This window comes from Bradyrhizobium sp. OAE829, from assembly GCF_040546575.1.
Classification (GTDB): Bacteria; Pseudomonadota; Alphaproteobacteria; order Rhizobiales; family Xanthobacteraceae; genus Bradyrhizobium.
In genome coordinates this window covers 4,450,985-4,472,126 of the sequence record NZ_JBEPOE010000001.1, presented here as the reverse complement: position 1 = coordinate 4,472,126, position 21,142 = coordinate 4,450,985, and the positions used below count along the sequence as shown (strand labels likewise).

Sequence of the window (21,142 nt, the reverse complement as noted above, 5' to 3'; positions counted from 1 at the left end):
GAGATCACGGCATAAGCCGTAAAGCCACTGCGCAGGGAATGTCGGATGTTCTCCGCTGCCCTGTATGCTCGTGTGCACTTTGTTTTGTGCAAACCGCACACGGGACCGCGGGTGCAGCGCGCATCCGGCATTCCCTGCGCCCTCTTAATTTGGGCGAATGATTTTAAAAAACTTCGGGCGCTTTGCGCCGCGAGATCGTGAAGTCATGTTTGCGATGACCTATCCTCGTCGTCCCGGCGACCGCCGGGACCCATACGCCGCGGCCCATCAATGAGAATGCCGGCGTTCGATACCTTTCGCAAAATGACTGCCGCGGGGTCCCGGCGTTCGCCGGGGCGACACGTGGAGCGAGCGACATCGCGGCTCATAAACCCCGTAGTAACGAGTTTTCTTTACCCTCTGCCAACCATAAGCCCCTTGTCGCGGGCTTGTGCTGAGTGGGTAGTGTCATGTTGCGTTTCAAGGTTTTGGCCTCGGTGGTTCCGCTGGCCGTCGTCGCCCTGTTCGCCCGCGGCGAGTTCTCGACCGGTCCGCGCCCCTGTATCGAGATTGCGGGCGCTTCGGTCCAGATCGCGGCCCTGTCCTGGCAGGCCGAACGTCACGTCAGTTTCACCAGCGATCCCGGCCGCGCCACGGTCCGCGTCCAGATCTCCGACAGCGCGGAAGCGGCGGACTTCACCGTCATCGACGACATCGACAGCACCGAGCGTGGGGCCTGCGAAAGCCATTCGCCGCCGCAGCTGGTCGCGATTTCCAGCTCGCCATCGCCGTCCGAGCCCGTCATCTATCTCTCGACGGAGGGACCCGCCGATTACCGCATCTTCGTGCGCTCGAAGAGTTTTTCGGCGCGCGATGCCGCCGCCCTCATCGTCAGCGCCCGCGGCGCACAGCCTCGCGTCGTGGCCGCCTCGCTGTGAGTTAACACTTCATCAACCCTGTTTTTATCGCACCCGCGAAAGGCAGCGAGCCTCAAACACTTTTCAAGGTCGGCGACGCATCGTCTCTCGGGACGCACCGGGCGAATCGAGCCGCCTCAATTCGAGCAAACAATCTCAGGGTAACTGACGATGGGGCGGACTTACCGGATCAAACTATACTTCCGCCGCTTTGGCCGCCGGCATCCCTGGGTCAGCTTCACCCTCCGCTCGTTCATCGTCTTTTCCGCCACCTTTGGCGGCGCCTACGGCTTCATTACCGCAAGCCGCTCGGAAATATCCGGCTACAATCCGCACACCTTTGCGATCGGCATCAGTTTCCTGTTCGCGATCGCCTGCGTCGCGCTGGCCGCCCAGAGCGCCCGGTTTCGCTTCCTGCGCAAGAAGATGCAAAAGGTCGCCTTGCACAATGAAGCGATGGCGGACCGGAATTGGGAGTTGCAGGAAGCCGAGCAGCGCACCCGCCGCCTGTTCGAATCGCAGGGCGACCTGATCATCCTGCGCGACACCGACGGCTGCATCACCTTCGTCAACGATGCCTATTGCGAACTGGCGCAAGCGCCGCGCGAGGCCCTGATCGGCAGCACCGCTACGCTCGAAGTTCTGGAACAGGGCGACAGCGTGCTGGAATGGAACGGCACGCGTATCCATGACCAGAAGATCACGGGTCCCGAGGGGCCGCGATGGATCGCCTGGCGTGAAGCGCTGGTGCGCAACGACGCCGGCGGGCCATCCGAAATGCAGAGCGTCGGCCGCGACGTCACCAACCGCACCGAGAGCGAGCGCGCGCTGGCCGAGGCCCGCGACCAGGCCGATGCCGCCAGCCGCGCCAAGTCGCGCTTCCTCGCCATGGCGAGCCACGAGATCCGCACGCCGCTGAACGGCATCATCGGCATGAGTGGCCTGCTGCTGGATACGCCGCTGACGCCGGAACAGACCACCTACGTCAAGGCGGTGAAGACCTCCGGCGACGCGTTGCTGTCGCTGATCGAGGAGCTGCTGGACTATTCCAAGATCGAGGCCGGCAAGATCGACCTCGAGCATCGCGCCTTCGCCCTGCCGGAGCTGATCGAGGGCATCACCGAATTGCTGGCGCCGCGCGCGCAGGCCCGCAAGCTCGAGATCGCCGCCTATATCGACGAGCGCCTGCCGATGGAAGTGGTCGGCGATGCGGCGCGGCTGCGCCAGGTGCTGCTCAATCTTGCCGGCAACGCGATCAAGTTCACCGCGACCGGCGGCGTCGCATTGATTGTCGAGCCCGGCATCCGTCCGGGTGAGGTCAGTTTTGTGTTGCGCGACACCGGCATCGGCATCGCGCCCGAGGCGCAGGAGCGCATCTTCCGCGAATTCGAGCAGGCCGACGACCGCATCGCGCGCAGTTATGGCGGCACGGGATTGGGCCTCAGCATCAGCGACCGCATCGTCAAGCGGATGGGCGGCCGCATCACGCTGGAGAGCAAGCCCGGTACCGGTTCGACGTTCGAGGTGACGATCCCGCTGCCGGCCTCCGATTCCGGCTCGCCGAAGACGTTTGCCGCACCCGACCTGACCGGCCAGTCGATCATGCTGGTGTCGCCGCAGAGCATCGAGGCCTCATTGACCGCGCGGCGGCTGCAGCGCTGGGGCGGCCAGACCTGCATGGTTTCCGATTCCGACGTCGCCCAGGCGCTGTTGCCGGAGCGCCCCTGGCACGCCATCCTGATCGATCACGCGCTCGGTACCAAAACCATCGAGGCGTTCGGCGAGGCCGCACGGCTGCACGCCACGCAGCGCATCGTGATGTTCACGCCGGCCACGCGGCAGGAGCTGCAGCCATCAGCGGCATCCCCCTTCACCGGCTATCTGGTCAAGCCGCTCCGCGCCGCTTCGCTCGCGGCGCGCCTGACGGCCACGCCCGAGATCTCGGCGCCGAGCGTCGTCAGCGATGCCATGACCGGCCTGGACGAGCCTGCCCCGACGCCGGCGCCGGCGAGCAAGGGGCTTTCGATCCTGGTCGCGGAAGACAATGAGATCAACGCGCTGTTGATGCGCTCCTTGCTGAGCCGGCTGGGGCACCAGGCCGTCATCACCACCAATGGCGAAGAGGCGCTGGAATCCTGGCTGTCGGCCAAATCGGCCGGCGCCGGCTATGATCTGGTGCTGATGGACATCCAGATGCCGCAGCTCAACGGCATCGAAACCACCAAGCGGATGCGCACGCTGGAATCCGGCCTGCCCGGCCGCCGGACGCCGATCCTGGCGCTGACCGCCAACACGCTGGTGGAAGATCGTTATGCCTGCTTCGAAGCCGGGATGGATGGCTTCCTGATCAAGCCGCTCGATCGCGAGAAACTGGCGGAGGCCATCGCAGGCCTGGCGGCCTCGCGGCACATCCCGGCTTGATAAGTTTGTAGGGTGGGCAAAGCGGAGCGTGCCCACCATCAAGAGCAAGGTCGTGACGGTGGGCGCGGCGCAACGCGCCTTTGCCCACCCTACGAAGCTGGCTACAGCCGCCGCAGCGCGACGGTCTCAACGACGTGATCGGCGCCCTTCTTGAGGATCAGCGTCGCCCGCGGCCGCGTCGGCAGGATGTTGTCTTCGAGATTGGCAAGGTTGGTACGTTCCCAGATCGCCAGCGCCGTCGCCGTCGCTTCCTCGTCGGAGAGCGGCGCGTAACGATGGAAGTAGGACCGCGGATCGGTAAACGCCGTGTCGCGCAACGCGAGGAAGCGCCGCACATACCATTGGCGCAGCACCGCCTCGTCGGCGTCGATGTAAACCGAGAAGTCGAAGAAGTCGGAGACCACAGGCACCGCCTTGCCGTCGCGCGGCAGGCGGCCGGTCTGCAGCACGTTGACGCCTTCGACGATCAGGATGTCGGGGCGGTCGACCTCGATCCACTGGTTGGGAACGATGTCGTAGGTCAAATGCGAATAGACCGGCGCGCGTACCGGCCGCCGGCCGGCCTTGATGTCGCTCAGGAACGACAGCAGCATCGGCAGGTCGTAGCTCTCGGGAAAGCCCTTCTTCTGCATCAGGCCCTGCCGCTCGAGCACGGCGTTCGGAAACAGAAAACCGTCGGTCGTCACCATTTCGACCTTGGGCCGCGGCGACCAGCGCGCCAAGAGCGCCTGCAGCACGCGCGCGGTGGTGGATTTGCCGACCGCGACCGAACCCGCGACGCCGATGATGTAGGGCACCTTGCGGTCGCGGATGCCGAGGAACTGGCGCTGCGCCTGGTAGAGCCGCAAGGTCGCATCGACATAGATCGACAGCAACCGCGACAGCGGCAGGAAGATGTCCTCGACCTCCTGCAAATCGAGGCGGTCGTGCAGCGAACGCAGCCGTTCGAACTCGCCCGGCTCCAGCGTCATCGGCGTGTCGTCGCGCAATCGCGCCCACTGCTCGCGCGTGAAGATCCGGTAGGGATTGTATTGCTGGTCCGTCGCCCGAATGTCCATGGCGTCGCCTCTTGCTCAATCGCGCTTGCGCGCGGCTTTTTCTTCCAGCCCGGACTGGTTGGTACGTTGCCCGAGCGCGGTCTCGACTTCTTCCAGCGTCACGCCGCGCGCTTTGAGCAGCACCAGCAAATGAAACAGCAAATCGGCGCTCTCGGCGATCAGGTGGTCGCGATCGTTCTCGACCGCGGCGATCACGGTCTCGACCGCTTCCTCGCCCAGTTTCTTGGCGCAGTGCTCGGCGCCCTTGTCGAGCAACTTGCGGGTGTAGGACGCCTCTCCCCCCGATGCGGCCCGGGCATCGATGGTGGCGGCCAGATCATGAATGGTGAAACGTGGCATCAACTGAACTCAACACGTGCGCCGGCTGAAGGCCCGCGCCATCCCGATCACGGACTTAGCACTTTTGTGACGGGGAGTCGTCAGGGATCGAGCCGCATCGGCAGCCCGGCGCGCACCATGTGCTCCTTGGCTTGGCGAATGGTAAATTCGCCGAAGTGGAATATCGAGGCCGCCAGCACCGCGGTGGCGTGGCCCTGGCGGATGCCGTCCACGAGGTGGTCCAGGTTGCCGACGCCGCCGGACGCGATTACCGGTACGGGAACGCTGTCGGCGATGGCCTGCGTCAGCGGCAGGTCGAAGCCCTGCCTTGTGCCGTCCCGATCCATCGAGGTCAGCAGGATTTCGCCGGCGCCGAGCGAGACCACTTCCTGGGCGTATTCGATGGCGTCGATCCCGGTCGAATTGCGCCCGCCATGGGTGAAAATCTCCCAGCGGTCCGAGCCGCCGGCGCGCTTGACCCGCTTGGCGTCGATCGCGACCACGATGCACTGCTCGCCGAACTTTTCGGCGCCCTGCTTGACGAATTCGCGGTTGGAGACCGCGGCGCTGTTGATCGAAACCTTGTCGGCGCCGGATCGCAGCAGCGTCTTGATGTCCTCGATGGTCCGCACCCCGCCGCCGACCGTCAGCGGCATGAAGCAGGCCTCCGCCGTCCGCCTGACAACGTCGAGCATGGTGCCGCGGTTCTCGTGGGTGGCGGTGATGTCGAGGAAGCAGAGCTCGTCGGCGCCGGCGGCGTCATACGCGATCGCCGCTTCCACGGGATCGCCGGCGTCGCGCAGATCGACGAAGTTGACGCCCTTGACCACGCGGCCGTCCTTGACGTCGAGGCAGGGGATCACGCGGACCTTGAACATCTTGGTCTCCCTAGGCCGCGCTGCGCGCGTTGCGGATCAGCGTCAGCGCCGCGGCAGGATCGAGCCGGCCGTCATAGAGCGCGCGGCCGGCGATGGCGCCTGCGAGCTTTTTGGCGCGCGGCTCCAGCAGCGCCTTGACGTCCTCGATGGAAGCAAAGCCGCCGGAGGCGATGACGGGAATGGAGATGCTCTCGGCCAGCGCTATCGTCGCGTCGAGGTTGAGGCCCTTGAGCAGACCGTCGCGCGCGATGTCCGTAAAAATGATCGCGGCGACGCCGGCGTCCTCGAACCGCTGCGCGATTTCGAGCACGGTCACCTGCGAGGTCTCGGCCCAGCCTTCGACGGCGACCTTGCCGTCGCGGGCGTCGAGACCGACCGCGACGCGGCCGGGGAATTTTTTTGCGGCGCTCTTCACCAGTTCCGGGTCGCGCACCGCCGCGGTGCCGATGATCACGCGCGCAATGCCCTTGTCGAGCCAGGCCTCGATGGTCTTGAGGTCGCGAATGCCGCCGCCGAGCTGCACCGGCATGCTGACCGCTTTGAGCATCCCTTCGACCGCCAGCGCGTTCATCGGCTTGCCGGCAAAGGCGCCGTCGAGATCGACGACATGAAGATATTCAAACCCCTGCTCGGCGAAGGCGCGCGCCTGCGCCGCGGGATCGAGGTTGAACACGGTTGCCCGCGCCATGTCGCCCTGTTCGAGGCGCACGCACTGGCCGTTCTTCAGATCGACAGCGGGGAAAAGGATCACGGCTTCCATTTCAAAAAGTTCGAGATCAGACCCAGTCCGAAACGCTGGCTCTTCTCCGGGTGGAATTGCGTACCGATCGCGGTGTCCTTGCCGACCATCGCCGTCACCGGCCCGCCGTATTCGGCGCGCAGCAGCACATCCGCTTCATTGGAGGCGTTGAGGTGATAGGAGTGCACGAAATAGGCGTGGCGGCCCTTCGGCCCGAGCGGCAGGCGTTCCAGCACCGGATGCTCGCGCACCATGTCGAGCGTGTTCCAGCCCATGTGCGGAATTTTCAGATTCTCCTCGCGCGGCGTGATCTTTTCGACGTCACCTGCGATCCAGTTGAAGCCGTCGGTGGTGACATGCTCCTTGCCGCGCGTTGCCATCAGCTGCATGCCGACGCAGATGCCGAAGAACGGCCGCGCCTTGGACCGGACGGCTTCCGTCATCGCCTCGAGCATGCCGTCGACGGCATCGAGGCCCCTGCGGCAATCGGCGAAGGCGCCGACGCCGGGCAACACGATGCGATCGGCGCGAAACACCGCTTCGGGATCGCGCGTCACCATGATCTTCGGCGGATTCTCCATGCTCCGCGCGGCGCGCTCGAACGCCTTGGCCGCCGAGTGCAGATTGCCCGAGCCATAATCGATGATCGCAACGCTCATCGTGATCCTCCCGGCTCGGGAAACAGCCCGATGATGCCGCCCTGCGGCATCGGCGGCGGCTTCGAGAATGCCTGTCCCGGAACGTTGCGGGTCGGCGGCGGCCCGCCGCGCTCGACCGCCCATTGGTCGTTGGTGAGGCCGCGCTGCCTTGCGGTCCAGCGATCGAAGAAGCGCTGCTCGGCGGCTTCCTCATCATCGGCTACCACGATATCGAGCTGCCGCCATTTGCGCCGCGAGAACGTCCAGCGCCGCAGGCTGGCGGCTTCAAAGCCCATCAGAACCGCAATCAGGAAATTGGCGAACAGGACGGTACCAGCTCCGGCGCCGAGCGCCCTCAGGCCGAATGCGATCGCAACGGTCAGTGCGATCCAGCCGATCAGCGCCAGCCACAGACGATGCCAGACCAGCCACGGCAGGCTCACCACCGCGGCCCAGAAATGGAAGCCGTCACGGACGAAAATAAACCTGTCCGTCGCCACCAGATCGGCGCCGCCATTGACCGGGGCATGCACTGTATAGACCGGCATCGTCACTCTCCGCCGCGAACCAGATCGAGCTGATTGGTCAGTCCGATCAGCCTTTTAGTTCAAGCATGGACCGTTTCGGGAAAACCGGTTCCCACTTTTCGCCAGCGGGGCCCTCCGGGTCCAGATCATGGTCCAAAATCAGCCGCCGAGCTGACCCTTGGTGGATGGCACTTCGCCCGCGGTTTTTGGATCAATCGCAACCGCCGTCCGAAGCGCCCGGGCCAAACCCTTGAAGCAGGATTCGGCGATATGATGGCTGTTCTCGCCATATAGGGTTTCGACGTGCAAAGTCACGCCGGCGTTGGTCGTGAACGCATTGAACCATTCGCGAACCAGCTCGGTGTCGAATTCGCCGATCTTGTCGCGCGGAAAATCCACCTTGAACACCAGCACCGGCCGGCCCGAAATGTCGATCACGACGCGCGACAGCGTCTCGTCCATCGGCATGTGGATCGAGGCATAGCGGGTGATCCCGGCCATGGTGCCGAGCGCCTGCTTCACGGCCTGCCCCAGCGCGATGCCGACGTCCTCGGTGGTGTGGTGATGGTCGACATGGAGATCGCCATCCGCCTTGACCGTGATGTCGATGCGCGAATGCCGGGCCAGGAGGTCGAGCATATGGTCGAAGAAGCCGATACCGGTCGAAACCTTGGACACGCCGGTGCCATCGAGGTTTACCGCCACCTCGATGTCGGTCTCCTTGGTCTTGCGCTTGATGGTCGCTATGCGCATGAAATGTGCTTTCCTTTGCCTCTTCCCGGCCGAAAACGCGGCCCTTTTAACAGGCCAAAGTCGCCTTCGCCACTGCGGGATCGTGCTTAAAAGGCTCAACTTCCCCCTATAGTGACCAAATTCGGCCGATTGTAACGGCGCGCTCGAGCCCCTAAATCTGGTCGGACACGAGGTATTCCATGCAAGCATCCCCCAACGAGCCGTCGGTCTGGCACGGCACCACCATTTTAACGGTCCGCAAGGGCGGCAAGGTGGTGATCGGCGGCGACGGCCAGGTCTCGATCGGCCAGACCGTGATCAAATCCAACGCCAAGAAGGTCCGCAAACTCGGCAAGGGCGACGTCATCGGCGGCTTTGCCGGCGCCACCGCTGACGCTTTCACCCTGTTCGAGCGGCTGGAGAGCAAGCTGGAGCAGTATCCGGGTCAATTGACCCGCGCCGCGGTCGAACTCGCCAAGGACTGGCGCACCGACCGCTATCTGCGCCGCCTGGAAGCGATGATGATCGTCGCCGACAAGGACGTCTCGCTGGTGCTGACCGGCACCGGCGACGTGCTGGAGCCGGAGGCCGGCGTGATGGCGATCGGCTCCGGCGGAAATTATGCGCTGGCCGCCGCCCGTGCGCTGATTGATACCGACAAGGATGCCGAGGCCATCGTTCGCCGCGGGCTCGATATCGCCGCTGATATCTGCGTCTACACCAACCGCAACGTGACCATCGAGGCACTGGGCGGCTGATCGATGGCGGCTTACGTCTTTCGCCCCATGACCTCAGCGGATCTGCCGCTGACCCGGCAATGGCTCGCGCATCCCCATGTCCGGGAATGGTGGGGCGATCCGGACGAGCAATATGCGCTGGTCAGCGGCGATCTCGACGAGCCGGCCATGGATCAATTTGTCGTTTCGACAAACGGCGCCGATTTCGGCTACATCCAGTGCTATGATCTTACCGCCTGGAATTCCGGCTTCGGCACTCACCCCAAGGGCACCCGTGGCATCGATCTCTTTATTGGTGAACCCGGCATGATCGAACGCGGCCATGGCTCGGCACTGATTCGGGCCTTCGTCGACGCGCGGCTGGCGCACGGCGCGCCGCGCATGGTCACCGATCCCGACCCCGCCAACCACCGCGCTGTGCGCGCCTATGAGAAGGCCGGATTCAAAAGAGCCCATATGGTCGATACACCAGATGGTCCCGCGCTGCTGATGGTCCGCAATCCATGACCACAGGCAGCGCCGCCGCACGGCCTCCCCTCGCCAGCAGTGTTACGGCCTGGCACTGGCTGTTGATGGCCGCCGGCATCCTGGTGGTGCAGGCCTTGATCCTCTATGCGATGGGCCGCCTGCCGATCTGCGCCTGCGGCTACGTCAAGCTCTGGCACAGCGTGGTGCAGAGCTCGGAGAATTCGCAGCACATCGCCGACTGGTACACGCTGTCGCATATTCTGCACGGCTTCCTGTTTTATGGCGCGGCCCATCTTCTGTTTCCACGTCTCGCATGGCCCGCACGCCTGATACTTGCGATGCTGGTCGAAGGTGCTTGGGAACTGGTCGAGAATTCGAGTTGGATCATCGATCGCTATCGGACCGGCACCATCTCGCTGGACTATTTCGGCGACACCATCGTCAATTCGATTTCCGACAATTTCGCCATGATCGGCGGTTTCCTGTTGGCCAGGAAGCTGCCGGTCGCGGCCACTGTAGCGCTGGCATTGGCGTTCGAAATCGTGTTGGCGCTGCACATTCGCGACAATCTGGCGCTGAACATCATCATGCTGCTCTACCCCTTCGAGGCGATCAAGCAATGGCAGGCCGGGCCGCCGATAATCTAGGCGGTTTGTTCGCCTTGCCGAGAACGAGATTTCACCCTAGCTAAAGCCGATGACCAACTTTTCTCCCCGTGAAATCGTCTCCGAACTCGACCGCTTCATCGTCGGCCAGGCCGACGCCAAGCGCGCCGTCTCGATTGCGCTGCGCAACCGCTGGCGGCGGCTGCAGCTCACCGGCAGTCTGCGCGAAGAGGTGCTGCCGAAGAACATCCTGATGATCGGGCCGACCGGCGTCGGCAAGACCGAGATCGCGCGACGGCTGGCGAAATTGGCCGGCGCCCCCTTCATCAAGGTCGAAGCCACGAAGTTTACCGAGGTCGGTTATGTCGGCCGCGACGTCGAGCAGATCATCCGCGATCTCGTCGAGGTTGCGATCTCCCAGACCCGCGAGCGCAAACGGAAAGACGTGCAGGCCCGCGCTCAGCTCGCGGCCGAGGAGCGCGTGCTCGACGCACTGGTCGGGCCGGCTTCGAGTCCCGCCACCCGCGATTCCTTCCGCAAGAAGCTGCGCGCCGGCGAGCTGAACGACAAGGAAATCGAAATCGAGACGTCGTCATCGGGCGGCATGCCGATGTTCGAAATCCCGGGAATGCCCGGCGCCCAGCTGGGTGCGATTTCGATCGGCGATATCTTCGGCAAGATGGGCGGACGGACCAAGACCCGCCGCCTGACGGTCGAGAATTCACACGAGACGCTGGTGAACGAAGAATCCGACAAGCTCTTGGACAGCGATCAGCTGGTGCTGGAAGCGATCAACGCGGTCGAAAACAACGGTATCGTGTTCCTCGACGAGATCGACAAGATCTGCGTGCGCGACGGCCGCACCGGCGGCGACGTCTCGCGCGAAGGCGTGCAGCGCGACCTGCTGCCGCTGATCGAAGGCACCACCGTCTCGACCAAGCACGGCGCGGTCAAAACCGACCATATCCTGTTCATCGCGTCCGGCGCGTTCCATATCGCAAAACCGTCGGACCTGTTGCCCGAGTTGCAGGGCCGGTTGCCGATCCGCGTCGAGCTGGAAGCGCTGACCCGCGACGACATGCGCCGCATCCTGACCGAGCCGGAGGCGTCGCTGATCAAGCAATATATCGCGCTGATGCAGACCGAAGGCGTCACGCTCGACATCACCGACGGCGCCATCGACGCGCTGGCTGACGTCGCGGTGGCCGTCAACTCCACCGTGGAAAATATCGGCGCGCGGCGCCTGCAGACGGTGATGGAACGCGTGCTCGACGAGATTTCCTTTGCCGCCCCGGACCGCCACGGCGAGACCATCAAGGTCGACGCCGACTACGTGCAGAAGCATGTCGGCGATCTCGCCAAGAACGCGGATTTGAGCCGGTTTATTTTGTAGTATCAAAGCAAAGATTGTCGTCCCGGCCTCGAGCCGGGACCCATAACCCCGGTCGTCCATTGTTGAACGAAGCCATCGACCATCGTGCTAAGCAACGACGGCTGCGGCGTATGGGTCCCCCGATGCGCATTGCGCATCTGAGCTCAAGGCCGGGACGACAATGATGAATTTGCGGGTCCGGGAAAACCCCTGGCGCTTGATGCTGGCCGTCAATGCCGCCGTGTTCGTCGGGGTATTCCTGCACAAGATCGCGCTGCCCCCTTTCGTCCCCTATATCCATCTTCTCGTCGATTATCATTTCGGCTTTACCAAGCGCGCGCTGATCGGCGCCATCGTGGCGCTGTTCACCGCGAAAGTGCCGGTGTGGCTGGTGTTCGCGATCAGCGGCGCCGTCTGGCTCATCACGGCGGGCCTGTTCGTGCGACTGTTCAAACGGACATTCGGTTTCGACGACGCGCATCTGCCGCTGTTCGTGTTCATGGCCGGCTCGCCGTTCTTCCTGAAGAATTTCATGCACACGCTCGGGCATTTCGACATCTACGGATGTCTGTTCGCAATCGTCCTGTTGCTGATTCCGGCGCGCTCGCTGTTCTATGTGCTGCTCGCCACGCTGTTCTCGATGATCCTCGTGCTGATCCATCACATTCATCTCCTGATGTATGTGCCGACCATCGCGGCCATCGTGGTGCTGCGTTATTACCTGGCGCGGGAGGCAGATCGATTGGAGATCGTCACTGGCATCGCCGCGCTCGCGGCCACCGGTTTGCTGTTCGTCGCCGCACAATTTCTTGGTACCATGGCAGTGCCCGAGGCTGACTTCGTCAGCTACCTGCAGAGCCGCATGGCCGATCCCACCCGCACCAATCTGCTGAGCTTTGCCTATATCTGGTACCAGCCGCTGGCGAAGGAGGTTGCCGACACCTGGGCCCGCCTGCCGCATAATCTTCTGGGGTTTCCCGTTTTCGCGCTGTTGCTCTGGTTGCACACACCGCTGTGGCGATATTTTTCGAGTTCAATCGCAGCCCTCTCGGCCAACGTTCACCGCCGCATCGTCATCGCGGCGATCACAATCATCACGCTCGGCTATCTCGTCATGTTTGCGATGGTGTTCGACTATTCGCGCTGGATTTCGAACTGGGCGGTGTGCCTGTTCCTGCTCCTGCACGCGATAAAGACCCTGCCTGCCGCGCGCGAGGTGGCGCCGATATCGACCGATGATCGGAGGACCATGGTCTTCGGCTGGATCGTCACGCTGATCCCGCGCGTCGGCATCGTGCGGCCGTTCTGAATTCTACAGTCCGTAGCCCGGATGAAGCGAGGCGCAATCCGGGACAGGTCTGCAATCTGAGAGACAGTTCCCGGATTTCGCTTCGCTTCATCCGGGCTTCTGTAACGGGCCTCGATTAGTCAATCCCTTTTGCGTCATCCGCTCGCCGGGAACTTGCTTCTGTACGGGATCGGCGCAAGGGCCGTCGCCTGATGGGGTTCGTAAGAGGATAGGTCGGCCAATCTACGGAAGCGTGATCACATCGTTCGATGTGTCGACATCCCGGATGTCGGCCTGACCTGATCCATCGTCCCGGCGAAGGGACTTCGCTTCGGGAAGGCTGGTGTCGTGACCCGCCCGAAAACCTGTCGTTTTTGCTCCTAAGCCGTTGCAGCGTTAGCCTTGGTGGCCGGATTGAAGGGCGCACCGTCCTTGAGTATGCGATGCATGATCACGGCGAGCTTGCGGGCCAGCGCGACCTTAGCCTTGTTCATGCCGGCCCGTTTGGCGATCCGCATCGCCCAGCTCTTGAGCTGCGAACATCCCTTGATCGGCTTCGTCAGCATGATGTGAGCGGCCTGGTAGAGCGCCTCGCGCACGGAAGCGTCGCCGATCTTGCTGATCCGGCCCGATCGGTCGGTCTCGCCGGACTGGTGCTTCTTCGGCGTCAACCCAAAATGCGACCCGGCTTGCTTGGAGGATGTGAACCGCGCGGGATCATCGATCGCTGCGGCATAGGTCAGTGAGATGATTGGCCCCACCGCAGGCGTCGACATCAACAACCTGGCCTTGGCATTCATCAGCGACATCCTGCCTGCCCGCTTCTCGAAGGCCTTGAACTCGCTCAGCAGGACGGTCCGCACCTTGAGCAGCGCTTCTGCGATCACTTCCAGGTTGGGATGCCCCTTCACCAACTCGTTGATCCGTCCAGCAAAATCTGTTCCCGTCGTTTTGCCGACCTTCAGCCCAAAGCCGCGCAAGATCCCGCGCAGGCTGTTCTCGACGTCCAGAAGCTTGCTCTGAACCAGCTTGCGCGCCGTCAGCAAGGCTCTCACTTCCTGCGCCGCCACCGACTTGCAGTGAACCGGCCGGAACCAGCCCAGCCGCATCAGTTGCGCGATCCCCCGTGCGTCATTGCGGTCCGACTTCACTGGCATCGCCTTGAACGCGTCGTGCACGTGCCGCGTCTCCAACAGCTCAACTGCGAGCCCAGCCTGCTTCATCACCGCGTACAGCCATTGCGACAGCGGCCCAGCTTCCAGCCCGATCCGGCCCAGCCCGATCCCGAGCGAGGTGAACCAACCGATCAGCGCCGCCGGCTCGCTTGCCACCTTGCTCTCGCGGAAAATCTTGCCGTTCCCATCAACAACGCACACGCTTGAGCATTCCAATGACACGTCGATTCCTGCATAATACTCCATGGTCGTCTCTCCTTGATGCTTGGAGCGAGGTCCATCCTCGACTCCGTAAACACCATCCATGTGAGGGACGACCGCCCGCCTTCCAAGCAAGCCGCGCGAAGCGCGCACCCAACAGCGCCGTAGCAAGCGCGGCTTGCTTGGAAGGCAGACCGGGGCCCGTTACCCCATCTACGAAGCTAGCGAACCCTGCGTACCCGCACGTACAGCGCGCCCTCGCCGCCGTGGCCGATATGGGCCTCCTCGAATCCGACCACCAGCGAGCGGAATTCCGGCAGGCTGAGCCATTGCGGCACCTGACGGCGCAACACGCCGCGCTCGGCCTCCGAGCCGCCCACTTTGCCCTTGCCGGTGATGACGAGCACGAAGGTGAGGCCATCGCTGTGCGCGCGCTGCAGGAAGGTCAGCAGCACGCGGTGCGCGCGGATCTGCGTCATGCCGTGCAAATCGAGCCGGGCGTCGATATCTTTCCGGCCACGCGAAAGCTGTGAGCGTTCACGGCGTCCGATCGGCGCCAGCGGTGGCGGCTCCGGCCGTGACGGAGGAATGAGCCGTGGCGAAGGCATCGCCTTCGGTGATGCAACAGGCTTGGCAGCGACACTGGCTTCCGCCTCCGGCGCGGCTGCCGGCGGCTTCACGGTGCGGTGCCGCTTTCGCAGCGGCTTGACCTGCTTGGCCACGCTTTCCCACAGCGCACGATCTTCCTCGCTGAGGCCGCGCTTGCGCCGCGGCGGCATTGGTATTTCGGGGATCGAGCTCGACGTCCGGCGTTTCATTGACGGTGGTGGCGGAAGCGGCGGATGTGGCGGTGGCGGACCGGTTCGGAAGCCGGTTTGACACCGGGCCGGGCCGCCGGCAGCGGCACCGGTTTTACCACGGCGGCCTGCGCGGCGGATGTGGGTGCGGTCGCGGGCGGTGTTGCAGCGGGAGTGGCGTTCTTCGGATCCTTTAGTGGATCAACCTGCGGAAACAGCTTTGCGATTTTTTCCGACGGCCGTTCGTCCGGCACCGGCAGCTTGCGGCCCAGCGCGGAGGGATCGAGGCTCTTCGGCAACAGCATGACAAAACGCATGGGGTGGCGGAAGCGGCCTGCTACCTTGCCTGCATCGGCTCCGGCGCCGAGATAGAGATCGGCGCGGGCGGGCCCGACGATCGCAGACCCCGTGTCCTGCGCGATCATCAGCCGCCGAAACGGTGTCTTGGACTTGTCGGTTTCGATCGGCAACTCGCCCTCGATGAAGAACGGCGTGCCATAGACATGCAGCGCCTTATCAACCGCGATCGAGCGGCCCGGCGTCAGCGGCACACCCTGGGCGCCGACCGCTTCGTCCTTGTCGGAGAGGTTTACCTCGCGGAAGAACACGTAGGAACGGTTCTGGCGTCGCAACTCGTTGGCGCCATCGGGGTTCGCCGTCATCCACTCCCGGATCTTCTGCATCGACATCTGATCCCTGGGAATGATGTTGCGTTCGATCAGGATGCGGCCGACCGGCGTGTAGGGATAACCATTATGCGCATCGTAATTGATGCGAACCGTCGAGCCATCATCGAGGCTGACCCGCGCCGAACCCTGGATCTGCGAGAACAGCAGATCGGTCTGGTCCTTCAGAAAGCAGATTTCGAGGCCACGGCCCTCGATCGCACCGTCCTCGATCTCGGCGCGATCGTAATAGGGCACCAGCTTGCGGCGGCCAATCTTGCGAAACACCTTGCCCCCGTTGGGCAAACCGACCGAGCTCTGCGTGACGCCGCGAACGAACAGATTGGACGGCCGGCGATAGACCGGCACCTTGTAGACTTCGTTCTCCGTCCGCGAGCCGTCGACGATGGGCTCGTAATAGCCGGTGACAAAGCCCTCGGGCTCGCCGAGCCGCGATATCCGCAAGGGCAGAAAATGCTCCTCGAAGAACGCTTTCGCCCTGGCGCCGTCGGTTAGTTCGAGACCCCTGGCGACCCGGCAGGGATCGCGCAGCGAGGTACCAATCGCCTTCGGTTCGGATGGTGGTTTGGTTTGCGCTGCTATCGGCTTGCAGCTGTCGCGAAAGGTCTTGTAGGCGGCCAGATGGTCGTCTTCGCGCCAGCCGGTGATGTCGGACCAGGCGACCGGCGAATATTGCGTGTTGGTGATCTGTAACGGCAAATCCAGCTGCGGATACGGAAGGTGACGTTCGGATACCGGGTGCGGTGGCGGATGTGCATGCGACCGCGCCCGACGCGCGGCGGATGCGTCCAGGGGAGCCAGTGACAACGTGATAGCGATCGCAGCCAGCGCCAACCTTGCAAGAGACCTTACAAGGCTGTGCGCGCTAGCTGGCGCTTCCGGTGCCAACCAACTTCCAGTTCGGATCGCGGGAACTCGTGTCGCGGGCAAATGTCCAGACATCGGTGATATCGGCGACCTTATCCGGCGTTCCATCGACAATGGCGCCGGTCTTGTCGCGGGTGACCGAGATCATCTGCGACACGAACCGCACCGTCAGCTGTGCCGCCTTGTCGCGGGCTTCCGCACCCACCAGTTCGGCCTTGTCGATCGAAACAAACCGCGTTTCGGTTTTCTGCTCGTGCTTCTCGCGATCCTTGATCACGGCGTCGAAACTCTCATAGACCTCGCTCGACAACAGATCCTTGAGCGCGCGGCGGTCGCCATTGGCAAACGCCAGCACGATCATCTCGTAGGCGCTGCGGGCGCCGGAGAGGAAGTGACGGGGATCGAACGAGGAATCCTGCGCCACAAGCGCGTCGAGGCCTTGCGCCAGCGGCGTGCCCGCTTCCGCAATGCCCTTCCAGCGGTCGGTCGCCGGCGCAACGTCCGCGGTCGGCGCCAACGGCGTCTGATCGATCACGGCACCGGGCATCGGCACGACGTTGTTGTCCTGCGTACGCTGCACGACGTTCGGCGCGGCGCGATCATAGGGCGGCCGTTCGCTCCCAGTGCGCTGTCCGAGGACGCTGCGCAGGCGCAGGAAGATGAAGACGGCCAGCGCCAGGAAGATGATAGTGTAAATATCCACGTCGTATTCGCTTTCTGGTTCTAACGCCGGCAACGGGTCCGGCGGTCGAGGGTTCCCTCATGAGCCCGGGAACGGCAGAGATTACATCTTCAATCGAGACTGCAGCATGTAGGCATGAAACTTTGCCCGGCCAATGGCGCGTTTTGGCGCGGGTGAATTGTAGCGCGTTTTGGCCGCGAGGGGAAATCCGATCATTTCCGGAAATCACGCATATTCAATTGTTTAGGATGACCCCAAAGGGGCTCGCTGGGAGGCCGGCCGCGCGCTATTAGCCATATCTGTCACAAATGGCGGTTGGCCGGACCCGCCTTCAGGCCGTCGTCCTTGTGGAATAAGGCGGGGCTATGATAGCCACTCGCCCGGCAAAGGCATTTCCGCCCGCCGAGCGAATTCAGACGATAACCCGGGCTCCGCTCGCCAGCGTTTTTAGGAGAGTTTCATGACCAACGGTAACGGCGCGCCCGCAGAGCAGGCCCCTGCCCAGCTCAACGTATTGGCGCAGTATACCAAGGACCTGTCGTTCGAGAATCCGAACGCCCCGGGTTCGCTGGCGCCTCAGCAGCAGCAGCCGGCCATCAACATCCAGATCAATGTCGGCGCCAATAATCTTTCCGAGAGCGAGTTCGAGGTCACGCTTTCGATCGAGGGCAAGGCGGAAAATGCCGGCAAGCTCATGTTTTCGTTCGACCTCGCCTATGCGGGCGTGTTCCGCATCGTCAATGTGCCGAAGGAAAACCTGCACCCGCTGGTCATGATCGAATGCCCGCGGCTGTTGTTCCCGTTCGCACGCGAAATCATTGCCACCGCGGTACGTGACGGCGGGTTCCCCCCGCTGATGCTCGATCCCGTCGATTTCGTCGGCCTGTATCGCCAGAACATGGAGCGGCAGGCGGCAGAGCAGGCTGCCTCGGGCGCAAAGCCCAGCTAACAGGGGCGCTCAGCGGCTAAACGCCGCTGCCGCGTTTCAGGTGGCTCCCAGAAACTCGTTCCAGATCGGCTTGTCGCCCAGCGTGGCGACAAAGGCCCGGTGCGCCTCGCGGTCGGCATCCGTGATTCGGGGTGCGAGCGGCGTCTCGCGCTGCCGGCGCGGCATGTCGCCGGTCCGCTCCGCCCGCGACTCGCGGGTCTCCGAGGCCAGGATCAGCTGCGACTGCCGTGCGCCGATCAGGTCGATATAGACCTCGGCCAGCAATTCGGAATCGAGCAGCGCACCGTGCTTGGTGCGGCGGGAATTGTCGATCGAATAGCGCGAGCAGAGATCATCGAGCCTGTTGGACACGCCGGGATGCTTGCGGCGCGCCAGCAGCAACGTATCGACCAGCCGATCGCGTGCGATCGCCGGCCGTTTGATGCGGTCGAGTTCGGCATTGATGAAGCTGATGTCGAACGATGCGTTGTGGATCACCAGCGGCGCATCGCCGATGAATTCCAGGAACTCCTCGACCACTTCCGTGAACAGCGGCTTGCTGGACAGGAACTCGGCGGAGAGGCCGTGCACGGCGAACGCTTCGGCCGGCATGTCGCGCTCAGGATTGATGTAGACGTGAAACGTTTGCCCGGTCGGCATGCGGTTGTAGATTTCGATGCAGCCGATCTCGACCAGCCGGTCGCCGCGCAGCGGATCAAGGCCGGTGGTTTCAGTATCGAGAACGATTTCGCGCATGGATCTTCTCTAAAGCGTTTTCGAGCGAAGTGGGTACCGGTTCGCGTAAAGAAAACGCGTCAAACAAAAAGACCGGGCCGGAGACAGGGCGAATCAGGTCCGCCGCTGAGGCATCTTAACAACCTCGGCCAGAATGTCGCTGATACGGGCGCGCACGGGGTCGAGACCATGTGAGGTATCCACCACGAAATCGGCGCGCTTGCGCTTTTCCGCATCGGGCAGCTGTCGCGCCAGAATGGCGTCAAAACGCGCCTCGTCCATCGTGCCCCGCGCCAGCACGCGTTCTCGCTGCATTTCGGGCGTCGTCGTCACCACCACGACCGCATCGACGCGTTTCTCGCCGCCGGTCTCATACAGCAGCGGGATGTCCAACAACACCACCGGCTTGCCCGCCGCTTCCGCATCCTCGAAGAATTTTTTTCGCGACGCGCCGAGCATCGGATGGACGATCTGCTCGAGCTGCTTCATGGCGGCAGGATTGTGCACCACCTGGGCGGAGAGCCGCGCCCGATCCACCTTGCCGTCGACTGTGGTGCCGGGAAACGCGGCTTCGATCGCGGGCGCCGCCTCGCCTTCATAGATTTTGTGAACTTCGGCATCCGCGTCGTACACGGGAACGCCCGCCTCCGCGAATAACTTCGCAGTGGTGGATTTTCCCATTCCGATCGAGCCGGTCAGTCCAAGGATCAGCATTCAGATCGCCGTTGTTTGAGAGTCAAACACTAAGCAACCGCTCACCGCGCAAGAATGCGAGCAGCGGCAGCAGCGGCAGGCCGAGGATGGTAAAATGATCGCCTTCAATGCGCTCGAACAAATGCACCCCGAGCCCTTCCAGCTGATAGGCGCCGACGCTGGTCGTTACCGCCTCTCCCGCCTGGTCCAGATAGGCCTCGATCTCGCCTTTGCTTAGCGATCGCATCGTCATGTGTGCAACGCTGACATCGGCGAACAATATCTTGCCGTCGCGGGCAACGGCAAATGCCGAGTGCAATTCGTGGCGCTTGCCGGCGAGCAGGCCCAATTGCTCCGCTGCTGCGGCGCGGCCCGCGGGTTTGCTGAACAGCCGGTCTCCAAGCGCCAGCGTCTGGTCGGCGCCAACAACGTATCGGCCGGGTTTTTGCTGCGAGACCCACAGCGCCTTTTCCCGCGCCAGCAATTTAGCGATTTCGCCGGGTGCCGAAAGCCCGGAGCCCATCTGCACGGCGCGCTCATCGATATCGGCCGGAACAGCTTCAAAGGCGATACCGGCGTTGGCGAGCAGCATCTGCCGCGCGCGGCTCTGTGAAGCCAGGACTAGCGGGTCTTTTCCAAGCCAGATGCTCATGGTCGACGATCGTTGTTTTGACGCGTTTTCTTGACGCGAACCGGAGCCCACTTCGCTGGAAAACGCTTTGGTTTCATTCCGGAAGCCGTTGCCGCTGCCGGTCGGTGAAAAGTTTCAGGATCGCGGCCGCGGTTTCCTCGATCGACCGCCGCGTCACGTCGAGCTGCGCCCAACCGAACTTGGCACTGAGCCGCCGCGCGTACGCCACTTCATCGGTGACGGATTGGCGATCGATATAATCGTCATTGCCGGAATCGGCGCCCATGCTCAGGAGCCGGTTTTGCCGAACCTGAATCAGGCGCTCCGGCGTCGCATGGAGGCTGACCACCAGCGGCTTCTTCAGCGTCTCCAACTGATGCGGCGCCGGAATGCCCGGCACCAGCGGAACATTCGCCGTGCGGATGCCGCGGTTGGCGAGATAGATCGAGGTCGGCGTCTTTGACGTACGGGATACACCGACTAACACGATGTCGGCGTCTTCGAGGCCTTCCACATGCTGCCCGTCATCATGGATCATCGTGTAGTTCAGCGCGTCGATGCGCTTGAAATATTCGGCATTGAGCACGTGCTGGGCGCCGACGCGCCCCGTGGTAGCCGCACCGAGATAGGCTTCGAACAATTGCATCACCGGCCCGATGATCGACAGGCTCGGGATGTTGATGTCCTTGCACTTGGTCTCGAGCCGGCCAACCAGATCCTTTTCCAGCAGCGTGAAAAGCACGATGCCCGGCGCCTCCTCTATCTCATCGAGCACACGGTCGAGCTGCTTCTGGCTGCGCACCAGGGGATAGACATGTTCGACCGCGCTGACGTTGGCGTACTGCGCGGCCACCGCGCGCGCCACGGTGATCAGCGTCTCACCGGTCGAATCGGAGACCAGATGAAGGTGAAAATAATTGCCGGTCGTGGGCACCAAAACCCCTGTGTATCCTGTGAATCCTTGTGGACCTTAGCCCAGAGATTTGGCCCTGGATCGCCCTCTCGGGGATAACCCGGCTTTTTCTACACAGGCCTCCCAAAAGGATAAGTCAGATCCCTGATCCGAACGA

Annotated in this window: 23 protein-coding genes; 8 read left to right on the top strand and 15 right to left on the bottom strand. The window is 63.2% G+C overall.

The window, feature by feature from the left end; genetic code table 11:
* Positions 1–449 precede the first annotated feature (449 nt).
* Both ABIE49_RS21600 and ABIE49_RS21595 read left to right on the top strand, forming a co-directional pair.
* The gene (locus ABIE49_RS21600; protein WP_192736146.1) at positions 450–917 is read left to right on the top strand and encodes a hypothetical protein; all 468 of its coding nucleotides are present in this window, start codon (positions 450–452) and stop codon (positions 915–917) included.
* A gap of 150 nt (positions 918–1,067) precedes the next feature.
* Complete coding sequence (locus ABIE49_RS21595) at positions 1,068–3,317, top strand: PAS domain-containing hybrid sensor histidine kinase/response regulator (protein ID WP_192736145.1); 2,250 nt, start codon at positions 1,068–1,070, stop codon at positions 3,315–3,317.
* A gap of 101 nt (positions 3,318–3,418) precedes the next feature.
* On the opposite strand, the gene coaA is transcribed toward ABIE49_RS21595, so the two are convergent.
* The 7 genes from coaA to hisB form a co-directional block, all read right to left on the bottom strand.
* Positions 3,419–4,375: a type I pantothenate kinase gene (gene coaA, locus ABIE49_RS21590; protein ID WP_192736144.1), complete on the bottom strand. Its 957-nt coding sequence runs from the start codon at positions 4,373–4,375 to the stop codon at positions 3,419–3,421.
* A gap of 15 nt (positions 4,376–4,390) precedes the next feature.
* Positions 4,391–4,714, bottom strand: coding sequence for a phosphoribosyl-ATP diphosphatase (locus ABIE49_RS21585; RefSeq protein WP_192736143.1), 324 nt, complete (start codon positions 4,712–4,714; stop codon positions 4,391–4,393).
* Positions 4,715–4,794: 80 nt separating this feature from the next.
* Positions 4,795–5,571, bottom strand: coding sequence for an imidazole glycerol phosphate synthase subunit HisF (gene hisF / locus ABIE49_RS21580; protein WP_192736142.1), 777 nt, complete (start codon positions 5,569–5,571; stop codon positions 4,795–4,797).
* A gap of 10 nt (positions 5,572–5,581) precedes the next feature.
* Positions 5,582–6,331, bottom strand: coding sequence for a 1-(5-phosphoribosyl)-5-[(5-phosphoribosylamino)methylideneamino]imidazole-4-carboxamide isomerase (hisA, locus tag ABIE49_RS21575; RefSeq protein ID WP_192736141.1), 750 nt, complete (start codon positions 6,329–6,331; stop codon positions 5,582–5,584).
* On the bottom strand, positions 6,319–6,969 hold the full coding sequence (hisH, locus tag ABIE49_RS21570; RefSeq protein WP_192736140.1) for an imidazole glycerol phosphate synthase subunit HisH: 651 nt from the start codon (positions 6,967–6,969) through the stop codon (positions 6,319–6,321). Before hisH ends, hisA begins: the two co-directional genes overlap by 13 nt.
* Complete coding sequence (locus tag ABIE49_RS21565; RefSeq protein WP_192736139.1) at positions 6,966–7,496, bottom strand: DUF2628 domain-containing protein; 531 nt, start codon at positions 7,494–7,496, stop codon at positions 6,966–6,968. The genes hisH and ABIE49_RS21565 overlap by 4 nt, the downstream gene beginning before the upstream one ends.
* Positions 7,497–7,634: 138 nt before the next feature.
* Positions 7,635–8,228: an imidazoleglycerol-phosphate dehydratase HisB gene (gene hisB / locus ABIE49_RS21560; protein ID WP_192736138.1), complete on the bottom strand. Its 594-nt coding sequence runs from the start codon at positions 8,226–8,228 to the stop codon at positions 7,635–7,637.
* 179 nt (positions 8,229–8,407) lie between these two features.
* Between hisB and hslV the strand changes: the two genes are divergently transcribed.
* From hslV to ABIE49_RS21535, 5 genes are all read left to right on the top strand, one after another.
* Entirely contained in the window at positions 8,408–8,965 is a 558-nt protein-coding gene (gene hslV, locus ABIE49_RS21555) for an ATP-dependent protease subunit HslV (RefSeq protein WP_192736137.1), read from the top strand.
* A gap of 3 nt (positions 8,966–8,968) precedes the next feature.
* Positions 8,969–9,451 carry a GNAT family N-acetyltransferase gene (locus tag ABIE49_RS21550; RefSeq protein WP_192736136.1) on the top strand — a complete coding sequence of 161 codons (483 nt, stop codon included), beginning with the start codon at positions 8,969–8,971 and terminating at the stop codon, positions 9,449–9,451.
* The gene (locus ABIE49_RS21545; protein ID WP_192736135.1) at positions 9,448–10,059 is read left to right on the top strand and encodes a DUF2585 domain-containing protein; all 612 of its coding nucleotides are present in this window, start codon (positions 9,448–9,450) and stop codon (positions 10,057–10,059) included. The genes ABIE49_RS21550 and ABIE49_RS21545 overlap by 4 nt, the downstream gene beginning before the upstream one ends.
* A gap of 49 nt (positions 10,060–10,108) precedes the next feature.
* Positions 10,109–11,410, top strand: coding sequence for an ATP-dependent protease ATPase subunit HslU (gene hslU, locus ABIE49_RS21540; protein ID WP_192736134.1), 1,302 nt, complete (start codon positions 10,109–10,111; stop codon positions 11,408–11,410).
* Positions 11,411–11,573: 163 nt separating this feature from the next.
* Positions 11,574–12,698 carry a hypothetical protein gene (locus ABIE49_RS21535; protein WP_192736133.1) on the top strand — a complete coding sequence of 375 codons (1,125 nt, stop codon included), beginning with the start codon at positions 11,574–11,576 and terminating at the stop codon, positions 12,696–12,698.
* A 359-nt stretch (positions 12,699–13,057) separates the two neighbouring features.
* On the opposite strand, the gene ABIE49_RS21530 is transcribed toward ABIE49_RS21535, so the two are convergent.
* The 4 genes from ABIE49_RS21530 to ABIE49_RS21515 form a co-directional block, all read right to left on the bottom strand.
* Entirely contained in the window at positions 13,058–14,098 is a 1,041-nt protein-coding gene (locus ABIE49_RS21530; RefSeq protein ID WP_192740894.1) for an IS110 family RNA-guided transposase, read from the bottom strand.
* 176 nt (positions 14,099–14,274) lie between these two features.
* Positions 14,275–14,832, bottom strand: a complete 558-nt coding sequence (locus tag ABIE49_RS21525) for a Smr/MutS family protein (protein ID WP_502915921.1) — start codon at positions 14,830–14,832, stop codon at positions 14,275–14,277.
* Between the two features lie 35 nt (positions 14,833–14,867).
* Positions 14,868–16,424, bottom strand: a complete 1,557-nt coding sequence (gene mltA, locus ABIE49_RS21520) for a murein transglycosylase A (protein ID WP_502915920.1) — start codon at positions 16,422–16,424, stop codon at positions 14,868–14,870.
* A complete protein-coding gene (locus ABIE49_RS21515; RefSeq protein ID WP_192740658.1) occupies positions 16,402–17,106 on the bottom strand; it encodes a Tim44/TimA family putative adaptor protein in 705 nt (234 codons plus the stop codon). The genes mltA and ABIE49_RS21515 overlap by 23 nt, the downstream gene beginning before the upstream one ends.
* A gap of 439 nt (positions 17,107–17,545) precedes the next feature.
* On the opposite strand from ABIE49_RS21515, the gene secB reads away from it, so the two are divergent.
* Entirely contained in the window at positions 17,546–18,034 is a 489-nt protein-coding gene (secB, locus tag ABIE49_RS21510) for a protein-export chaperone SecB (RefSeq protein ID WP_192740657.1), read from the top strand.
* A gap of 36 nt (positions 18,035–18,070) precedes the next feature.
* On the opposite strand, the gene dnaQ is transcribed toward secB, so the two are convergent.
* From dnaQ to ABIE49_RS21490, 4 genes are all read right to left on the bottom strand, one after another.
* Positions 18,071–18,769, bottom strand: a complete 699-nt coding sequence (dnaQ, locus tag ABIE49_RS21505; protein WP_192740656.1) for a DNA polymerase III subunit epsilon — start codon at positions 18,767–18,769, stop codon at positions 18,071–18,073.
* Between the two features lie 93 nt (positions 18,770–18,862).
* Entirely contained in the window at positions 18,863–19,462 is a 600-nt protein-coding gene (coaE, locus tag ABIE49_RS21500) for a dephospho-CoA kinase (protein WP_192740655.1), read from the bottom strand.
* 22 nt (positions 19,463–19,484) lie between these two features.
* Positions 19,485–20,093 (bottom strand): Maf family protein, encoded by a 609-nt coding sequence (locus ABIE49_RS21495; RefSeq protein WP_192740654.1) that lies wholly within the window; start codon positions 20,091–20,093, stop codon positions 19,485–19,487.
* Positions 20,094–20,166: 73 nt separating this feature from the next.
* Positions 20,167–21,006, bottom strand: a complete 840-nt coding sequence (locus ABIE49_RS21490; RefSeq protein ID WP_192740653.1) for a pyruvate, water dikinase regulatory protein — start codon at positions 21,004–21,006, stop codon at positions 20,167–20,169.
* Positions 21,007–21,142: the final 136 nt, after the last annotated feature.